This window comes from Ruegeria sp. CDSC002 (assembly GCF_059610905.1).
Genome location: NZ_JBXWOM010000010.1, coordinates 114,545 through 130,519 on the forward strand (window position 1 = coordinate 114,545; position 15,975 = coordinate 130,519).

The 15,975-nt window shown below is 59.1% G+C and carries 17 protein-coding genes; 10 read left to right on the forward strand and 7 right to left on the reverse strand.

Annotated elements, in window-relative coordinates:
* Positions 1-34 precede the first annotated feature (34 nt).
* Together AC2FJE_RS18005 and rarD are read left to right on the forward strand one after the other, a co-directional pair.
* The gene (locus AC2FJE_RS18005; RefSeq protein ID WP_496757019.1) at positions 35-2,488 is read left to right on the forward strand and encodes a GcvT family protein; all 2,454 of its coding nucleotides are present in this window, start codon (positions 35-37) and stop codon (positions 2,486-2,488) included.
* A 145-nt stretch (positions 2,489-2,633) separates the two neighbouring features.
* Positions 2,634-3,539, forward strand: a complete 906-nt coding sequence (rarD, locus tag AC2FJE_RS18010) for an EamA family transporter RarD (RefSeq protein ID WP_282170475.1) — start codon at positions 2,634-2,636, stop codon at positions 3,537-3,539.
* Here rarD and AC2FJE_RS18015 read toward each other — a convergent pair.
* Positions 3,530-4,240, reverse strand: coding sequence for an SGNH/GDSL hydrolase family protein (locus tag AC2FJE_RS18015; RefSeq protein ID WP_109310692.1), 711 nt, complete (start codon positions 4,238-4,240; stop codon positions 3,530-3,532). The two genes, rarD and AC2FJE_RS18015, sit on opposite strands and share 10 nt — an antisense overlap.
* Before the next feature lie 2 nt (positions 4,241-4,242).
* Complete coding sequence (locus AC2FJE_RS18020) at positions 4,243-4,653, reverse strand: nuclear transport factor 2 family protein (RefSeq protein WP_108861144.1); 411 nt, start codon at positions 4,651-4,653, stop codon at positions 4,243-4,245.
* Positions 4,654-4,750: 97 nt separating this feature from the next.
* Here AC2FJE_RS18020 and AC2FJE_RS18025 point away from each other — a divergent pair, with 97 nt between their 5' ends.
* Positions 4,751-5,398: an RluA family pseudouridine synthase gene (locus tag AC2FJE_RS18025; protein WP_282120295.1), complete on the forward strand. Its 648-nt coding sequence runs from the start codon at positions 4,751-4,753 to the stop codon at positions 5,396-5,398.
* A gap of 2 nt (positions 5,399-5,400) precedes the next feature.
* Here the strand turns inward: AC2FJE_RS18025 and AC2FJE_RS18030 are convergent, their stop codons facing one another.
* Positions 5,401-5,586, reverse strand: coding sequence for a hypothetical protein (locus AC2FJE_RS18030; protein ID WP_058272537.1), 186 nt, complete (start codon positions 5,584-5,586; stop codon positions 5,401-5,403).
* Between the two features lie 103 nt (positions 5,587-5,689).
* Between AC2FJE_RS18030 and AC2FJE_RS18035 the strand changes: the two genes are divergently transcribed.
* The 4 genes from AC2FJE_RS18035 to AC2FJE_RS18050 all read left to right on the forward strand — a co-directional run bounded on the left by AC2FJE_RS18035 (position 5,690) and on the right by AC2FJE_RS18050 (position 8,667).
* The gene (locus AC2FJE_RS18035; RefSeq protein ID WP_282120294.1) at positions 5,690-6,379 is read left to right on the forward strand and encodes a helix-turn-helix transcriptional regulator; all 690 of its coding nucleotides are present in this window, start codon (positions 5,690-5,692) and stop codon (positions 6,377-6,379) included.
* A gap of 108 nt (positions 6,380-6,487) precedes the next feature.
* Positions 6,488-7,159, forward strand: coding sequence for a YiaD family glycine zipper/OmpA-like lipoprotein (locus tag AC2FJE_RS18040; RefSeq protein WP_058272535.1), 672 nt, complete (start codon positions 6,488-6,490; stop codon positions 7,157-7,159).
* Between the two features lie 115 nt (positions 7,160-7,274).
* On the forward strand, positions 7,275-7,817 hold the full coding sequence (locus AC2FJE_RS18045; RefSeq protein WP_108861149.1) for an NADPH-dependent FMN reductase: 543 nt from the start codon (positions 7,275-7,277) through the stop codon (positions 7,815-7,817).
* A 49-nt stretch (positions 7,818-7,866) separates the two neighbouring features.
* Positions 7,867-8,667, forward strand: coding sequence for an HTD2 family dehydratase (locus AC2FJE_RS18050; protein ID WP_496757007.1), 801 nt, complete (start codon positions 7,867-7,869; stop codon positions 8,665-8,667).
* Here AC2FJE_RS18050 and AC2FJE_RS18055 read toward each other — a convergent pair.
* A complete protein-coding gene (locus AC2FJE_RS18055) occupies positions 8,659-9,699 on the reverse strand; it encodes an NAD(P)/FAD-dependent oxidoreductase (RefSeq protein WP_496757002.1) in 1,041 nt (346 codons plus the stop codon). The genes AC2FJE_RS18050 and AC2FJE_RS18055 overlap by 9 nt on opposite strands.
* 49 nt (positions 9,700-9,748) lie before the next feature.
* On the opposite strand from AC2FJE_RS18055, the gene mnmC2 reads away from it, so the two are divergent.
* Both mnmC2 and AC2FJE_RS18065 read left to right on the forward strand, forming a co-directional pair.
* Entirely contained in the window at positions 9,749-10,414 is a 666-nt protein-coding gene (gene mnmC2, locus AC2FJE_RS18060; protein WP_496699350.1) for a tRNA (5-methylaminomethyl-2-thiouridine)(34)-methyltransferase MnmC2, read from the forward strand.
* Positions 10,411-11,280 (forward strand): DMT family transporter, encoded by an 870-nt coding sequence (locus AC2FJE_RS18065; protein ID WP_282120289.1) that lies wholly within the window; start codon positions 10,411-10,413, stop codon positions 11,278-11,280. The genes mnmC2 and AC2FJE_RS18065 overlap by 4 nt, the downstream gene beginning before the upstream one ends.
* Here AC2FJE_RS18065 and AC2FJE_RS18070 read toward each other — a convergent pair.
* Entirely contained in the window at positions 11,254-13,218 is a 1,965-nt protein-coding gene (locus tag AC2FJE_RS18070; protein ID WP_282170466.1) for a lytic transglycosylase domain-containing protein, read from the reverse strand. The two genes, AC2FJE_RS18065 and AC2FJE_RS18070, sit on opposite strands and share 27 nt — an antisense overlap.
* Before the next feature lie 133 nt (positions 13,219-13,351).
* Between AC2FJE_RS18070 and dapA the strand changes: the two genes are divergently transcribed.
* Positions 13,352-14,224: a 4-hydroxy-tetrahydrodipicolinate synthase gene (dapA, locus tag AC2FJE_RS18075; RefSeq protein WP_496706373.1), complete on the forward strand. Its 873-nt coding sequence runs from the start codon at positions 13,352-13,354 to the stop codon at positions 14,222-14,224.
* A gap of 129 nt (positions 14,225-14,353) precedes the next feature.
* Here dapA and AC2FJE_RS18080 read toward each other — a convergent pair whose 3' ends face one another.
* Both AC2FJE_RS18080 and AC2FJE_RS18085 read right to left on the reverse strand, forming a co-directional pair.
* Entirely contained in the window at positions 14,354-15,226 is an 873-nt protein-coding gene (locus tag AC2FJE_RS18080; RefSeq protein WP_282170465.1) for a dimethyl sulfoxide reductase anchor subunit family protein, read from the reverse strand.
* Positions 15,226-15,975 carry a 4Fe-4S dicluster domain-containing protein gene (locus AC2FJE_RS18085; RefSeq protein ID WP_108861155.1) on the reverse strand — a complete coding sequence of 250 codons (750 nt, stop codon included), beginning with the start codon at positions 15,973-15,975 and terminating at the stop codon, positions 15,226-15,228. The genes AC2FJE_RS18080 and AC2FJE_RS18085 overlap by 1 nt, the downstream gene beginning before the upstream one ends.

Sequence of the window (15,975 nt, forward strand, 5' to 3'; positions counted from 1 at the left end):
TTTGGGTGGAAACTCATAAAGCGGAATCATGAGAATGGCTGATCTTCCAAACAAGGCCCGTGTTGTCATTATCGGTGGTGGTGTCATCGGATGTTCGGTGGCGTATCATCTGACCAAGAAAGGCTGGAAAGACGTTGTCCTGCTGGAGCGTAAGCAGCTGACCAGCGGCACGACCTGGCATGCGGCGGGTCTGATCGCCCAGCTGCGCGCAACGGCGAACATGACAAAGCTGGCGAAGTACAGCCAGGAACTCTATGGCTCGCTTGAGGAAGAAACCGGTGTGGCCACAGGCTTTAAACGCTGTGGATCAATCACTGTTGCGCTAACCGAAGAGCGCAAAGAAGAGATCTACCGTCAGGCGGCCATGGCGCGCGCTTTCGGCGTCGAGGTCGAAGAAATCGAGAATGAGCGTGTTCAGGAGCTGTATCCCCACATCAACCTCGAAGGCGTGAAGGGTGCTGTTTACTTGCCGCTGGACGGTCAGGGTGACCCGGCCAACATCGCCTTGGCATTGGCCAAGGGCGCCCGTCAGCGTGGCGGTATCGTCAAAGAACGTGTGAAAGTCAGCGACATTGTCAAACAAGACCGCAAGGTAACCGGCGTAGACTGGGTCGCGGATGACGGCAGCGCATCTGGTCATATCGAATGCGACATGGTGGTGAACTGCGCCGGTATGTGGGGGCATCAGGTCGGCCAGATGGCTGGCGTGAACGTGCCGTTGCACGCCTGCGAACACTTCTACATCGTTACCGAAAATATCGACGGTTTGACTCAGCTGCCGGTTCTGCGCGTTCCCGACGAATGCGCGTATTACAAAGAGGACGCAGGCAAAATCCTGTTGGGTGCATTTGAACCGAATGCCAAGCCCTGGGCGATGGACGGTATTCCTGATACCTTTGAATTCGACCAGCTGCCCGAGGATTTCGACCATTTCGAACCGATACTCGAAGCCGCGTGTGAACGTATGCCGATGCTGGCCGAAGCGGGTATTCACACCTTCTTCAACGGGCCCGAGTCGTTTACCCCCGATGACGCCTATCATCTGGGCCTCGCGCCTGAGATGGACAATGTCTGGGTCGCGGCGGGCTTCAACTCGATTGGCATCCAGTCCGCCGGTGGCGCTGGCATGGCGCTGGCCGAATGGATGGATAGCGGTGAAAAACCGTTCGATCTGGGAGACGTGGACATCAGCCGGATGCAGCCGTTCCAGGGCAATAAGCAGTACCTGTTTGAGCGCTCGAAAGAGACTCTGGGTTTGCTCTATGCCGACCATTACCCCTATCGCCAAAAGGCCACTGCGCGCGGCGTGCGTCGGACCCCATTCCACCACCACCTGCTGGAACAGGGCGCGGTCATGGGCGAGTTGGCGGGTTGGGAACGTGCCAACTGGTTCGCGAATGAAGGGCAGGAGCGCGAGTATCAATACAGCTGGAAACGCCAGAACTGGTTCGAGAACTCGGCTGCCGAGCATAAAGCCGTGCGCGAGAATGTCGGCATGTATGACATGTCGTCCTTTGGCAAAATCCGCGTTGACGGCCCCGATGCCGAAGCATTCATGAACTATATCGGTGGCGGCGATTACTCGGTCCCGAATGGCAAGATCGTCTATACTCAGTTCCTTAACCGCGCAGGCGGGATTGAGGCGGACGTGACCGCCACCCGCCTGACCGAGACCGCTTATCTGGTGGTGACCCCGGCAGCGACCCGTTTGGCTGACCAGACCTGGATGCAGCGCCATGCGGGCAACTTCAACGTCGTCGTCACCGATGTTACGGCGGGTGAGGGTGTTCTGGCCATTATGGGTCCAAATGCGCGTACGCTGCTTGAAAAGGTCTCGCCCAACGATTTCACCAACGCGACCAACCCGTTCGGCACCGCACAAGAAATCGAGATCGGCATGGGCCTGGCCCGCGCCCACCGTGTTACCTACGTGGGAGAGCTTGGCTGGGAAATCTATGTCTCGTCCGACATGGCAGGTCACGTGTTCGAAACCTTGCACGAAGCAGGTCAGGATATGGGGTTGAAACTGTGCGGCATGCACATGATGGATAGCGCCCGGATCGAAAAAGGCTTCCGCCACTTCGGCCACGACATCACTTGCGAGGACCACGTCGTCGATGCCGGTCTTGGTTTTGCGGTCAAGGTCGACAAGGGCAGCGATTTCATCGGGCGCGAAGCGGTGATTGCGCGTAAGGAAAGCGGACCGCATAACCGTTTGGTTCAGTTCAAGCTGACCGATCCGGAACCGCTGCTGTTCCACAATGAGCCGATCATTCGGGATGGCGAGTATGTGGGATACCTCTCCTCGGGCAACTATGGCCACACGCTGGGCGGCGCAATCGGTCTGGGTTACGTGCCTTGCGAAGGCGAAAAGGCGGCTGACGTTCTGGCTTCGACCTATGAGATCGATGTCTGCGGTGTGAAGGTGAAAGCCGAAGCATCACTCAAGCCGATGTACGACCCAAAATCCGAGCGCGTTAAAGTTTAGCGCCAAGGTTCGACACACGGGGCGCTGCGGCGCCCCGTTTTCTTGGTACATATCAATTTTCTTGATGCGACCGTTCACGGTTTTCGCAGTTTCCAAACCCTCCGGAACAGCCGTATAGACAAACGGTATCACCCGGAGATCCATGATGGCGGACGTCGCAACATCACCCCAGAATGAGGACACGCCAAAAGGATTGGCTCTGGCGGTGACCGCCTACGTTCTATGGGGTTTCCTGCCGCTTTACATGAAAGCTCTGGCGCATATCGGGCCGGTCGAGATCGTGGCGCATCGGATTGTATGGTCGGTGCCTGTGGCGGGGCTGTTGCTGGTGGCGCTAGGGCGAACCGGGGATTTGAAGGCTGCCTTACAAAACCCAAAAATGCTGGGCATGGCCTGTCTGACAGCGGCCTTGATCTCGGTGAATTGGGCCATTTACGTCTGGGCGATTGCCAGCGGTAACGCATTGGACGCAGCGTTGGGCTATTACATCAACCCGCTGTTCAGCATTGCGCTAGGGGCAATCCTGTTACGTGAGCCTTTGAATCGTACGCAATTGGCGGCGGTGGGGTTAGCTGCTTTGGGTGTGCTGGTATTGATCGTCGAAGCGGGTCGGCTGCCGTGGGCCGCGCTGGCCCTGACGGTCAGTTGGGGGTTTTATGCTTTCTTCAAACGCTCGCTGCCCATCGGCCCCAATCAGGGCTTTCTGCTTGAGGTTCTGATCCTGCTGATCCCAGCCTTGGTCTACATCACTTGGTTGGGGGCAAAAGGAACCGGCCACTTTGGCGCTGCCGCTGGGGACACCATGCTGCTGGCCTGTGCCGGCATCGTCACCGCTGTTCCGCTGCTGGTCTATGCCAACGGGGCCAAATTGGTGCGGTTGTCCACAATGGGAATCCTGCAGTACATCGCGCCGACGATGATCTTTATCACGGCGATTGCCGTGTTTGGGGAACAGATCGATCGGGGCCGTATGATCGCCTTCCCGCTGATCTGGGCGGCTTTGGTGGTCTATACGATCCCGATGATCCGTCAGATGCGGGGTCAGCGCTGATGCAATAAGTCGGCCGCGGCCTCTGCCCACAAGCGATAGGCTTTGGGGCTTGGGTGATATCCGTCCGGAGCAGCCAGTGCCGGGTCATCCGGAAACTCCAATGACAGGTGCCGGGCTTGCGGGAATGTCGCAGCGGCCTTTTGCAAACCCCGATCCAGCCGGGCCGCCTGTCGCCCCAGTGCCCAGGCCAGAGGTTGGGGCAGGGCCGGAAAACGGTTCATCTGTGGCACGGCGGTGACCACGACGCGTCGAACACCCAGGTTGCTCGTCAGATGATCCAGAAGTTGGGTCTGCAAAGCCGTGAACTTTTGCCGGGATACTCCACGCGTGACGTCGTTTACACCCAAGGCTGTCACGGCGGCGTCATAGCTGCCTTCAAGGTGGTTCAATCGTTCCAGCGTATCCTGTGTTGTGTGACCCGTCGTCGCCTCCAGCCGCCACTCCACGCTGTAATGGCGGGCCAACCGCGCCACGAGAAACCCCGATAGTGCCTGTTGCTGTCGCCCAGCCCCCACACCCGCGGCCGAGCTGTCACCAGCGATGAGCAGCCGCAACCGGGGGCCGCGCCCTTCGCGCCCTTGGCGCGGGCCGGACGGTTCGGGCAGCAGCTGAGCGTTACGACGCACGGAAATCGCCTGTGCTGCCAGAACCGGCAACAGTGGGACACGCAATATCTGATCGGCGGCAATCGGGGCAGTCATGGTTAGCTGAGCGCGTTTTTGTATTCGAGGAAGCGGGCGTCTGTCATCACCCGGGCCATCATCGCCTCGCGCAGGGCACCAATGGTTTTGTAGGGGCGCATGACTACTTCGAAGTTTTGGATCAAACCCTCGTCGTTCAATGTGATCAGATCGACGCCGACCGCGTCCAGATCCCCGACCTTGCATTGAAACTCCAGCGCCCAATCTTTGCCTTCACCCATAATCCGGCGATAGCGGAAGTCGGAAAACACCTGTCCCACGTGACCCAGAACAGCCGCCACGGGTTCGCGTCCGGTCCAGGTGCTGTAGTAAGTCGGCGGGGAAAACCGTACGTCTTCGGCCAGCAATTCGTGGATCAGGGTTTCATCGCCCTTGGCGACAACGTCTTGCATGCGCTCGATTGTGGGGTGCATGGGTTCTCCTCCGCTTTGGGTCTGAGAGTTGCTGAACCGATCCGTTCAGGCAAGCCCGACGTTGCGGGAACCTACGCCGTGCGATAGGCAGGCGCGCATGAGCGAGACCTATGATCCCCCGAATACGCCGTTGGATGTGCTGCATGAGGATGCACAGCTGATCGTGGTGAATAAGCCCTCGGGGTTGTTGTCTGTGCCGGGGCGTGGCGCGCATCTGGCCGATTGCCTGTTGACCCGCGTGCAGGCGGCGTTTCCTCAGGCTTTGCTGGTGCATCGGTTGGATCGGGATACCTCGGGTGTCATGGTGTTTGCCCAGTCACCGCACGCACAGCGGCATCTGAGCATGCAGTTTGAAAAGCGCCAGACCCGAAAAACCTATGTTGCGCGCGTTTGGGGGCGCATCGAGCAAAAGTCAGGAACCGTCGATCTGCCGTTGATCGTGGATTGGCCCAACCGTCCGCGCCAGATGGTATGTCACGAGACTGGCAAACCCGCCGTCACTGACTGGCGGTTTGTGAAATTCGAAGGTGAGACAACGCGCGTCCGATTGTTCCCAAAAACGGGCCGGTCGCATCAACTGCGCGTTCATATGCTGGCGCTGGGCCACCCGATTCTGGGCGATCCATTCTACGCCGAGGGCGAAGCGCGCGAATTCCCGCGTCTGATGCTGCATTCTGAGGAACTGCGCCTAAAAAGCCCGGAGGGCGGAGTTTCGATGAAATTCCGCGCCCCGGCTGATTTCTGACCTCAGGCCGTGCTTGTCCACAGCATCTTGAGGTTGCCCAACGAGAACCGCTTGGTCCGTTTGCGCGGTGCGCAGGGCTGACGGGCAGCCATAATTTCACGTTCGATCTCGAACGCGCGCAAAGTGTGATCCTGCGCCCAGCGGTCCAGTTTCAATGTCATCATCACGTGATTGTCGAGGTATGGCATGGTCGACCTCCTTTGGTTTGTTTCCCAAAGATCGCAGATCACTCCTGACACCACCCTGTCAGTGGGGTGTGCTAGGATGTCAGCAGACCGCCCGGAGAACCTTATGCGCCGCTCAACCCGCCTTTTTGAAATCATCCAGATCCTGCGTTCGGCCGAAATGCCTGTGACGGCGGAGGCGCTGGCAGAAAAGCTGGAAGTGTCAGCGCGTACCGTCTATCGCGATATCGCCGCTTTGCAGGCACAGCGAACCCCGATCGAGGGTGAAGCCGGCGTGGGATACTTGATGCGGCGCGGGTACGACTTGCCACCGTTGAATTTCGACGCTGAAGAGGTCGAGGCGCTGTGGGTTGGTCTGTCGATGCTGGCGCGCACCGGGGATAGCACCCTGCAACAAGCTGCGGACCGTGTATGCCGCAAGATCGACGCTTTGCGCGCGCCTGCGGATTGGCTGCAAGTCGCCCCATGGGGTGCGCCGATGGACGATCCGGCCAAGGGGTGCGTGCCAGTCGTAAACTATCGCGAGGCCATCCGCTCTGAACGCAAAATTCGCATCACCTATGTGAATGCCGAAGGTGAGCGAACCGAGCGGGTCGTCAGACCCGTCGCCCTGATCTACCACATCGAATGCACGATGTTGGCGGCGTGGTGCGAGCTGAGGAATGGGTTTCGCCATTTTCGTACGGATCGCATCTGGGCCTGCGACGTGACAGACGATCATTTCTGCGGGCAGGGGGAGCCTTTGCGAGCGATCTGGCAAGACCAGAACCAATTGGATCCTGTTGAACGGCGGTAATTTGCCGACTTCACCCGATTGTTGCTTGAGCCTATGATGAGGTGACGCGATATACTGCGCCAAACAAAGCGGGTTCGGTGAACGGACCCCTGAGCAGAAGGTGATTTCATGACGATTTCCAAGAGTGTTCTTGCCGCAGGGTTGTGTTCGGCCATGTTTTTGGGGGCCTGTACGGACCCCGGCACATTGAACCTGCCCTCGGACCCGAACCAGAACGCCAAGCAGGGTGCACTCCTCGGCGGTCTGATCGGCGCGGGTGTCGGCGCGATTGCCAATGGATCTGATCCGCTTTTGGGCGCGGTGGCAGGCGGTGCGATCGGTGCGGCAGGGGGTGGCCTGATCGGCAACCAACTGGACAAACAAGCAGCAGAACTGCGTCAGCAACTGGCCAATCAGGGCATCATTGTTACCAACGCTGGCGACCGACTGATTGTGACCGTCCCGAATGATATCACCTTTGACACCGACAGCGCGACCGTGCGCCCGGCACTGCGGGCCGATCTGGTCCGGGTGGGGCAGAATCTGGTGAATTACCCCAACTCGAACGTGCAGGTCATCGGCAATACCGACAGCGACGGCGACGCCGCATATAATCAGGGTCTGTCTGAACGCCGCGCGCGGTCTGTCGCCGATATTCTTCAAGCCAATGGCGTAAGTGGTGCACGCATCTCAACCATCGGCCAGGGCGAAAACCGCCCGATTGCCTCTAACCTGACGCCCGAGGGGAAGGCCCAGAACCGCCGGGTCGACATCGAGATCATTCCGAACGGAAACACATAATGACATGGGCACTTTCGGGTGCCCATTTTTCGCACATTGACTGCGCGTCATCCGGTCTTTGGTGCGTGCGAAAGTTACGCTAGCTATTGGGAAACACCCGAACCGGAGTTTCCTAATGTCTGACCCCATACTTCTGAGCCTGTCCGGCTCATTGCGCCAAAGCGCGACCAACCGCAAATTGCTGCGCGAAGCGGCACGGTTGTTCGAGCCGGGAACGCATATCGAAGCTGATCTGAACCTGCCGCTTTATGATGGTGATCTTGAGGATGGCGAGGGCATTCCTGCCGCAGTGCAAACCTTGTCCGATCAGATCGCGCAGGCTGATGCCGTGATCATTTCGACCCCGGAATATAACAAAGGCCCGTCGGGTGTTCTGAAAAACGCTTTGGACTGGGTCAGTCGAACCGATGGCCGCCCCTGGGCCGACAAACCGGTTGCCGTGATGTCAGCTGCCGCAGGACGCGCAGGTGGCGAGCGGGCGCAGATGGTTCTGCGCGGCTATATGGTTCCGTTCCAGCCTCGTATCCTGCAGGGGCCAGAAATTCATCTGGCCAGCAGCTCGAACGAGTTTGATGAGCAGGGGAAATTGCTGAGCGACCGTTATGAAAGTTCTCTGAGGACACTCATGCAGAAACTGCGGGCTGAGGCTGGGTTCTAAGATCGAGAGGCTGCTTGCCGGGTCTGGTCCGTCTGCATAGTCTGCCGCCATGACTGACGAAATACAGACCGATGTGATGGATCCGGCCCGCGCCTCTGCGCTGCTGGCGGCGCTTGGATCCAACGACAGGGTCGCAGCAGGCGATCAACTGCCGCTGTTCTTTCACCAGCTGTATTTCTGGTCGCCTCAGCCGCCTGCCAATTTGGGGCGGGACGGGCATCCAAAGGTTGGGGGCGGTTTGATCCCCGATATGGGCTTGCAACGTCGGATGTGGGCCGGGGGACGGTTGCAGTTTCACGCGCCGCTGTTCGCGGGTTCGAAAGCCGTGCGCCGGACTGTTCTTGAAAGTGCGGCGACAAAAACCGGACGGACGGGACCGCTGGGGTTTGTTACCCTGCGACACGAGATTTCTCAGGACGGTCAATTGTGTCTGAGCGAATGGCAGGATCTAGTTTATCGGCCTGACCCTTCGGGTACTGACATCAAGCCCAAGCCACCTATGGCCCGTACCGATGAACCCGACAGGCGAGACGTCACTTTCGACAGCACGTTTTTGTTCCGATACTCGGCGCTGACCTTCAATGGGCACCGTATCCATTACGATTTGGACTACGCGCGGGATGTCGAAGGCTATGACGGCCTGGTCGTTCATGGCCCTTTGCTGGCACAATTATTGATGCTGTTTGCCGAGGATCTGGCAGGTCCCTTGGCTCAGTTTTTATTTCGCGCGTCATCGCCGCTAATGCACTCTGAGACGGCGACCTTGTGCCGGAATGGCCAAGCGATGTGGGTGCGCGGACCAGATGGGCGGCAATGCATGTCCGCCGAGTTTGTCCCGCGATCAGAGTGATGCTTCGGGTCTGAAATCACTCGGGATCGCGTCCCGGTTCTCAAGAACCAGATCCGCCATGACCTCAGCTACTTTCGGGGCCATGCCAAAGCCGATCTTGAAACCACCATTGGCAATGAATTGACCTTTGTGTACCGGGTGCGCGCCCAGCATCGGTGCGCGGCTTTTGCTGCGCGGCCGTACACCCGCCCATCGTTCGATGACCTCTGCGCCATGCAGGACGGGAACGGCCCGCATCGCCCGGTCCAGAACGTCATCCAGAGCTGCATCCGTGCTGGTCGGGTCGTCATAGTCACGCTCAGAGGTCGATCCAATCGCCAATGTCCCGTCCGCATGCGGTATGAAGTGGATTGTGTCCGCAAACAGTTGTGGAACCTCTCCCGCATCAAACCGCAGAAGTGCGGCTTGACCCTTGACGCCGTTGCCAACGGTTTTGCCAAGAGCTTCGGTCAGTTCCTGCAGACCGGCAAGGCCGGTGGCATGGACAACCTGTCCGCGAACTGGTGCGTCGGCTACGACCTCGACCCCCATCACCGCCAGTGCGGCAACCAATGCAGCACAGGCCCGGCGGGGATGCATGCGTGCGCTGAGTGTATCATGGACGACAAAGCCCGTGGGGCTGGGTGGGCACCAAGCACCGATTGCGGCTGTTTCAACAACGCTCCATTTGGCGCGGGCTTGCCACAGGTCCGCTGCTGTGATGGCGCGCGCATGGGCAAGATCCAGTGTTCGGGTGTCGGCGATGGGTTGCAGCCGTCCCAGCCGCGCATATCCGGGTGAGACACCGCCTGTGGCCTCGACCTGTTTCCAGAATGGTTCGGCCATGATCAGGCTGTCGAACTGAAACGCCTTCTTGGCATTCCAGTTTTCGGGCACATGCGGTGCCAGTGCGCCAACCAGGCCACCGCTGGATCCGGCTCCGGGACCAAAAGGGTCGACGATCTGCACCTTTGCGCCTCGCCGTGCGCAGGTCCAGGCGATTGACAGGCCGAAAATCCCTGCACCGCGCACCGTCACATCGACCATTGCCATTCCCCTTTACCTTGTTCAGTGTCGCGCCGCTTAGCTACAGGATTCCCCGATGGCAGACCAGCGTGCCGAACTGACATGGACTGAGGATCAGATCCCGGTCTCGGATCGTTTCGACGATCCGTATTTCTCGTTGCAAAACGGGCTGGAAGAGACGCGGCATGTGTTTCTGGCGGGCAATGAGCTGCCTGCGCGGTTCGCACCTGGCTTCCACATTGCTGAATTGGGCTTTGGCACCGGGTTGAACATGCTGACTGTCTGGTCAGAGTGGGAGAGATCGGGCCAGACCACGCCGCTGTCCTTTACCAGTTTTGAGGCCTATCCGATGGCACCCGCGGACATGTCCCGAGCGCTGGCGGCCTTTCCTGAACTTGCGCCTTGGTCTGACCGGTTCCTTGCGCAATGGGAGGGCGGCACATGTGATTTGGGCACCCTGCGGCTGGAGGTTGTTGAAGGCGATGCACGTCAAACCCTGCAAGCATGGGAAGGTGCCGCCGATGCGTGGTTCTTGGATGGGTTCTCTCCGGCTAAAAACCCCGAATTATGGGGTGCAGACCTGATGCAGCAAGTCGCCGACCACACGGCCACTGGCGGAACGGCGGCAACGTATACAGCCGCCGGGTTCGTGCGACGGGGGCTTGAGGACGCCGGTTTCACAGTTACACGCGCACCCGGTTATGGCCGCAAGCGCCACATGACCCGGGCGGTCAAATCATGACGCAGCAGAACAATACGCGCGCCGGGATTGCGTTGATGATCGGGGCGACCATCGTCTTCGCACTGCAGGATGGTATTTCGCGCCATCTGGCGGGAACATACAACACATACATGGTGGTGATGATCCGCTATTGGTTCTTCGCCGCCTTTGTCATCGCTTTGGCCGCACGTGCGCCCGGCGGATTGAAGGCCACCACCCAGACAAGCCAGCTGAAGCTGCAGATATTTCGTGGCCTTCTGCTGGCGGCCGAGATCTGTGTCGCGGTGTTCAGTTTCACTGTTCTGGGCCTGATCGACGCGATGGCCGTATTCATCTGCTACCCGTTGTTGATCGCCGCTCTCAGCGGGCCGGTATTGGGCGAACAGGTCGGCTGGCGACGCTGGGCCGCAATCGGCGTTGGGTGCATCGGTGTTCTGATCATTCTCCAGCCCGGCGTGGGTGTCTTTAACCCTTGGGCCATTGTACCGCTGATCTCGGCTTTCATGTTTGCAGTCTATGGTTTGCTGACCCGTTACGTGTCCCGCCGGGACAATTCCGCCACCAGCTTTTTCTGGACGGGCGTCAGCGGTGCCGTCGCCATGACGCTAGTGGGAATGTGGTTCTGGGAACCGATGGCCCAAACGGATTGGGCCTGGATGGCGCTGCTATGCGTGAGCGGCGTTCTTGGACACTGGTTGCTGATCAAATGCTATGAGATGGCCGAGGCCAGCGCGGTGCAGCCCTTCGCCTATTTCCACTTGGTCTGGAGCGCGATCCTGGGAATCTCGGTCTTTGGTGAAACGCTGCGCCCCGAAGTGGTCATAGGCGCAGCGCTGGTTGTCGCCGCTGGGCTGTTCACCCTATGGCGCGAAAGACGCCAGCGTTGACCCGACCAGTTCCTGCGAGAACGGGATCGGCAAGGCAGGTTGGCCAAGACGGGCGCGATAGACCGGCAGGCTTTCCGACACACGCATCACGTAGTTGCGGGTCTCGCTGAACGGGATCGCCTCAATCCAGTCGACCACGTCGATTTCACCTGCGCGCGGGTCGCCATAGCGATCCATCCACGACATCGGCCGACGCGGACCTGCGTTATATCCGGCCGCCATCATCACGACGTTTCCGTTGAAATCAGCGGCCAGACCGGACAGGTAATTGGCACCCAACTTGGCATTATATTGCCAATCCGAGGTCAGCTTGATCGTCTTGTGGCCGCTTAGGATACCCAATTCCTTGGCCACAAGCTTTGCCGTGGCCGGCATGACCTGCATCAGCCCGCGCGCTCCGGCTCCACTGATCACAACGGGGTCAAACTCGCTTTCCCGACGGGCAATGGCCAGCGTCATTTCCTTGGCCATGGGCAGACCCATGTCGGCAACCGGATGCACCGGGTAATAGGCGGCTGGCAAAACCAGGCCGACTGTTGCAGCGCGTTTGGCGATCATCACGGCCAGATGCGGCTGCTTCAACTCGATCACCAAATCGCCCAACTGATTGGCCTGAACCGGGTCCAGCCCTTCCACCAAATGAGTCAGGAACCGCTCAGATAGGGTGTCTTCGTCAGCCTTCAGCAGCAGTAGCCCGGCCTCCAGCACACTTGAATTGGAGAACTCAGCTTGTTTCCAATGGGGTGCCCGGCGGGGGTTAGCCAGCTCACTATCGAAAGGACGCCCGATCTGCTCTGCCGCCAGCAAGCCGTAGAAAGAGGACTGATAATCCGCACCCATCGCATAAGCGTCATAGGCTTTTTCGGCGTCACCATGGGCCGCATAGGCACGACCCAACCAATACCCGGCGCGTCCTTTCGAGATCGGCGATTTCACCGCGTCCGAGAAGTTCTGGAAATGCCGGATCGCGGTCGCCGGATCATTCAGCTTCCGCAAGGCCAGAAACCCGGAAAACCACTCCAGATCGGCATAGCCATAGCCCATTTCCGGCGTCATGTGGTGATTGGCAGCAATCTGATAGGCGCGGTTCTGGTCCCCATTTCGCATCTCAAGCCGGGCCAACCGGCGACGGCCTTCGGCCCATTTGTCAGGTTCTCCCAACGCATCAGGGCCGTTAGAGCGCGCCAGCATCAAGTCTATCGCGCTGTCGTCCAACTCTTTCTTGTCACGCCAGACGAATCTGTCAAAAGCCAAGCCCGGTGAATCGACCAGCGATTTCGGAACCGCCGCCACCTTGCTGTCGACACCGGGTTGCCGTTTCTGAAGACCGATCCGCGCCTCAGCCAGTTTGCGCTGATCGGCGCTGACCAGCGGCAGCATCTGACCTGCGCTGACAAGATGGTTGTCCCATAGCATCCGGTCCAGGCGTGCGGCGTGATGCGGTTTCAGCAACTTGCCAAAATTCTCAAGATAGTCTTTTTGCAGACCCGAGCCCATTGGCATCGTCCGCCAGGCCGCGACGATATCGGCCTCAGCATCTCCCTGACGACCCTTTGCCTTCAATGCGACGGCATAGTTCAACGCGCCCTCAGCGGTTTGCGGCGGCTGTTTTGCATAGAATCTAAGAACGCGATCCGGGTCGGCGCCAGTGAAGGCGGGCTCACTTTTACGCCGCAACCAAGCCAGACCAGGCCAGTCTGGACGACGATCCAAAAACACCAGAACGTCACCCGAACTGCCAAACCCTTCGCGCAGCCAGTGCCAGACAATGATGTCCCGAGGCACTGAACCCCGCGCACCAGAAACACGCAAGGCTTCATTCCAGTCCCCCTTGCGCATTTCATTCATACCGGCCCGCAGATCACCTGCGGCGTCGGCTCGCACATGTGTGCCCGAAATCAAAATTACGACCGTCAAAAACGCCAGAAAGCGTGTCATCCCTTGCATTTCCCAACCAACCAAGGATACAGCCATTCAGGATAAAGCTTGCGCCGTCGGGTTCAACTCAAGAAAGACAGATTTCTGGCAAACCGAGGCGTAAAAATTACAAACTGCACCTAAGGAGCGTGTCATGTTCAAAGGCTCTATGCCAGCCCTCGTCACACCGTTTAGCAACGGCGAGTTGGACCTGAAGACGCTCAAACACTTGGTGGAATGGCAGATTCAGGAAGGCTCCACCGGGCTGGTTCCCGTTGGCACCACCGGCGAAAGCCCCACGCTGAGCCACGAAGAGCATGAAACTGTTGTCGACGAGGTTGTCAAAGCCTCGGCTGGTCGTGTTCCTGTGATCGCAGGTGCTGGGTCAAACAACACTGTTGAGGCCATCCGGTTTGTGCGATTCGCGCAGAAAGTAGGCGCCGATGCAGCTCTGGTCGTGACGCCATATTACAACAAGCCCACGCAAAAGGGTCTACTGATGCATTTCCGTGCGCTGCATGATTGCGCGGATATTCCGATCATCATCTACAACATTCCCGGTCGATCAATAATCGACATGACCCCTGAAACCATGGGCGAGTTGGCGAAACTGCCGCGCATTGTGGGTGTAAAGGACGCGACCGGAGACCTGGCCCGCGTCAGCCAACAGCGCGCCTCCTGCGGTCCAAACTTTTGCCAGCTGTCCGGCGAGGACGCGACGGCGCTTGGTTTCAACGCGCATGGCGGTGTGGGCTGTATTTCGGTTACCGCGAACGTCGCGCCCAAACTGTGTGCCGAATTCCAGCAGGCGACGCTGAACGGCGACTATGCCAAAGCGTTGGAGTATCAGGACCGCCTGATGCCCCTGCACGAAGCGATCTTTATCGAGCCCGGTCTTGTAGGCGCCAAATACGCGCTCAGCAAATTGGGCCTGTGCAGCGAAGAAGTCCGCTCGCCCCTGTCCGGGCTGGAAAGCAGCACCAAATCGGCGATCGACGCGGCGCTTCAGCACGCAGGCCTTATCTAAGGCGAATTCAAGAAAGAAAAAGGCGGCCTCGAACCTCGAGCGCCGCCTTTTTTTGTTCCGGATCCAGACTTCATCTGGCCAAAAATATCCCGGGGGAGTCGCGGCTTGCCGCGACGGGGGCAGAGCCCCCTACCGTTTTCCGTAATACAGCCCGACGACATGCTCGGCCTGTGCGAAGAACAGCCAGCGTGACGTCGCAACACCGGCCAGATGGGACAGCACAGCCAGCAGCGCGAAGAAATGACCGAATGGCAACAGCAGCAGGATAACCGGCAGAACAAACGCCAACGCAAACGAGATTATGCGCAGTTTTTCGGCATGCTTGCGGCCAACGACGTGAACGAATTCACGCAGCAAATAGTTGGTGCCGGTATGAGGAGGCTCGAATGCACGCACTGTGCCGCGATCGCCCAATCCGGTTGCCGTGCCCAGATTTGTGCCGGACTCCTCCAGTGCTTTGTCGCCCTTTTTCCAGTACAGGATCTGCACCAAAGCAGCGATCAGCAGTAGCGGCAGTGCCACTCGGACCTGCCCGGCCAACAGCGCGCCGCCCGCAAGGCTGAAGCTGAGGAACATGGCCGGAGTCAGGTTCATATTCCAGCGGGGAATGGTTTTGAGCTGCGTGTAGATCATCGACGTGGTAAATACGGTCAGCAGCGAAAACAGCGCACCGATCCAGCCAAGAAGGCTCCAGCGCTGGCCCAGAAAGATCACGCCAATCGCATAAAGCCCCATGACGATCAGAGCGATGACCGCGCACCAGCCTTCGCGGCTGAGCCAACTGGTCTTCCATTGCGTAAACGCTTTCCAAGCCCGCTCGGGGTGGCCAAGGTGAAAGGTGGACGCCATCAGGCCGCCAACGGACAGGGCGTAGGCGATGGCGAAAAAGACAAAAGCGACCCAGCCAGAGACGTCTGGCAAACCGAGGCTCAAAAAGAACAACAGTCCAAAGCCAAGACCCGACAGGGTGGTGAAAATGATGACGGAAGGTGCTGGATGCATCAGAGCTTCTCCAAGGTCTTGTCCAGCCAGCTAAGGAACCCTTTGGGCTCTTCAGCGACCGGGGCCAGCAACGGGGCCAGGATGTCGATCTGATCTTCGACGTTGTCCTTGGGCCGTGGCGGCAGGTATTTGTTGACGGGTTTGGTGCCCATTTCCGGCATCAGGTCCATGCCACCGCGTTCGGCGACCAGTTTGCTGACATCGCTGTCCGCATCGCCCAGATCACCGAAGTGGCGCGCGCCTGCGGGACAGGTGCGTACGCATGACGGAACACGGTCTACTTCAGGCAGGTTTTCGTTGTAGATACGGTCAACGCAGAGGGTGCATTTCTTCATCACCCCTTCGGCCTGATCCAGTTCACGTGCGCCGTAGGGGCAGGACCACGCGCACAGGCCACAGCCGATGCAGTCGCTTTCATTGACCAGAACGATGCCGTCCTCGACCCGCTTGTAGCTGGCCCCTGTGGGGCAAACGGTGACGCAAGGCGCGTCCTCACAGTGCAAGCAGGATTTGGGGAAGTGGATCAGCTGGGCGTGACCTTCCGCCGGTTGCACCTCATAGGAATGCACCCGGTTCAGGAAAGTGCCGGACGGGTTGGCACCATAAGCGTCCTGATCGGATAGCGGCGCGCCGTAGTTTTCCGTGTTCCAGCCTTTGCATGAGATGACGCAGGCGTGGCAGCCAACGCAGGTGTCCAGGTCGATGACCAGACCCATCTTGCGGTCGGTGGATGTGGGGAGCTGGGTCAT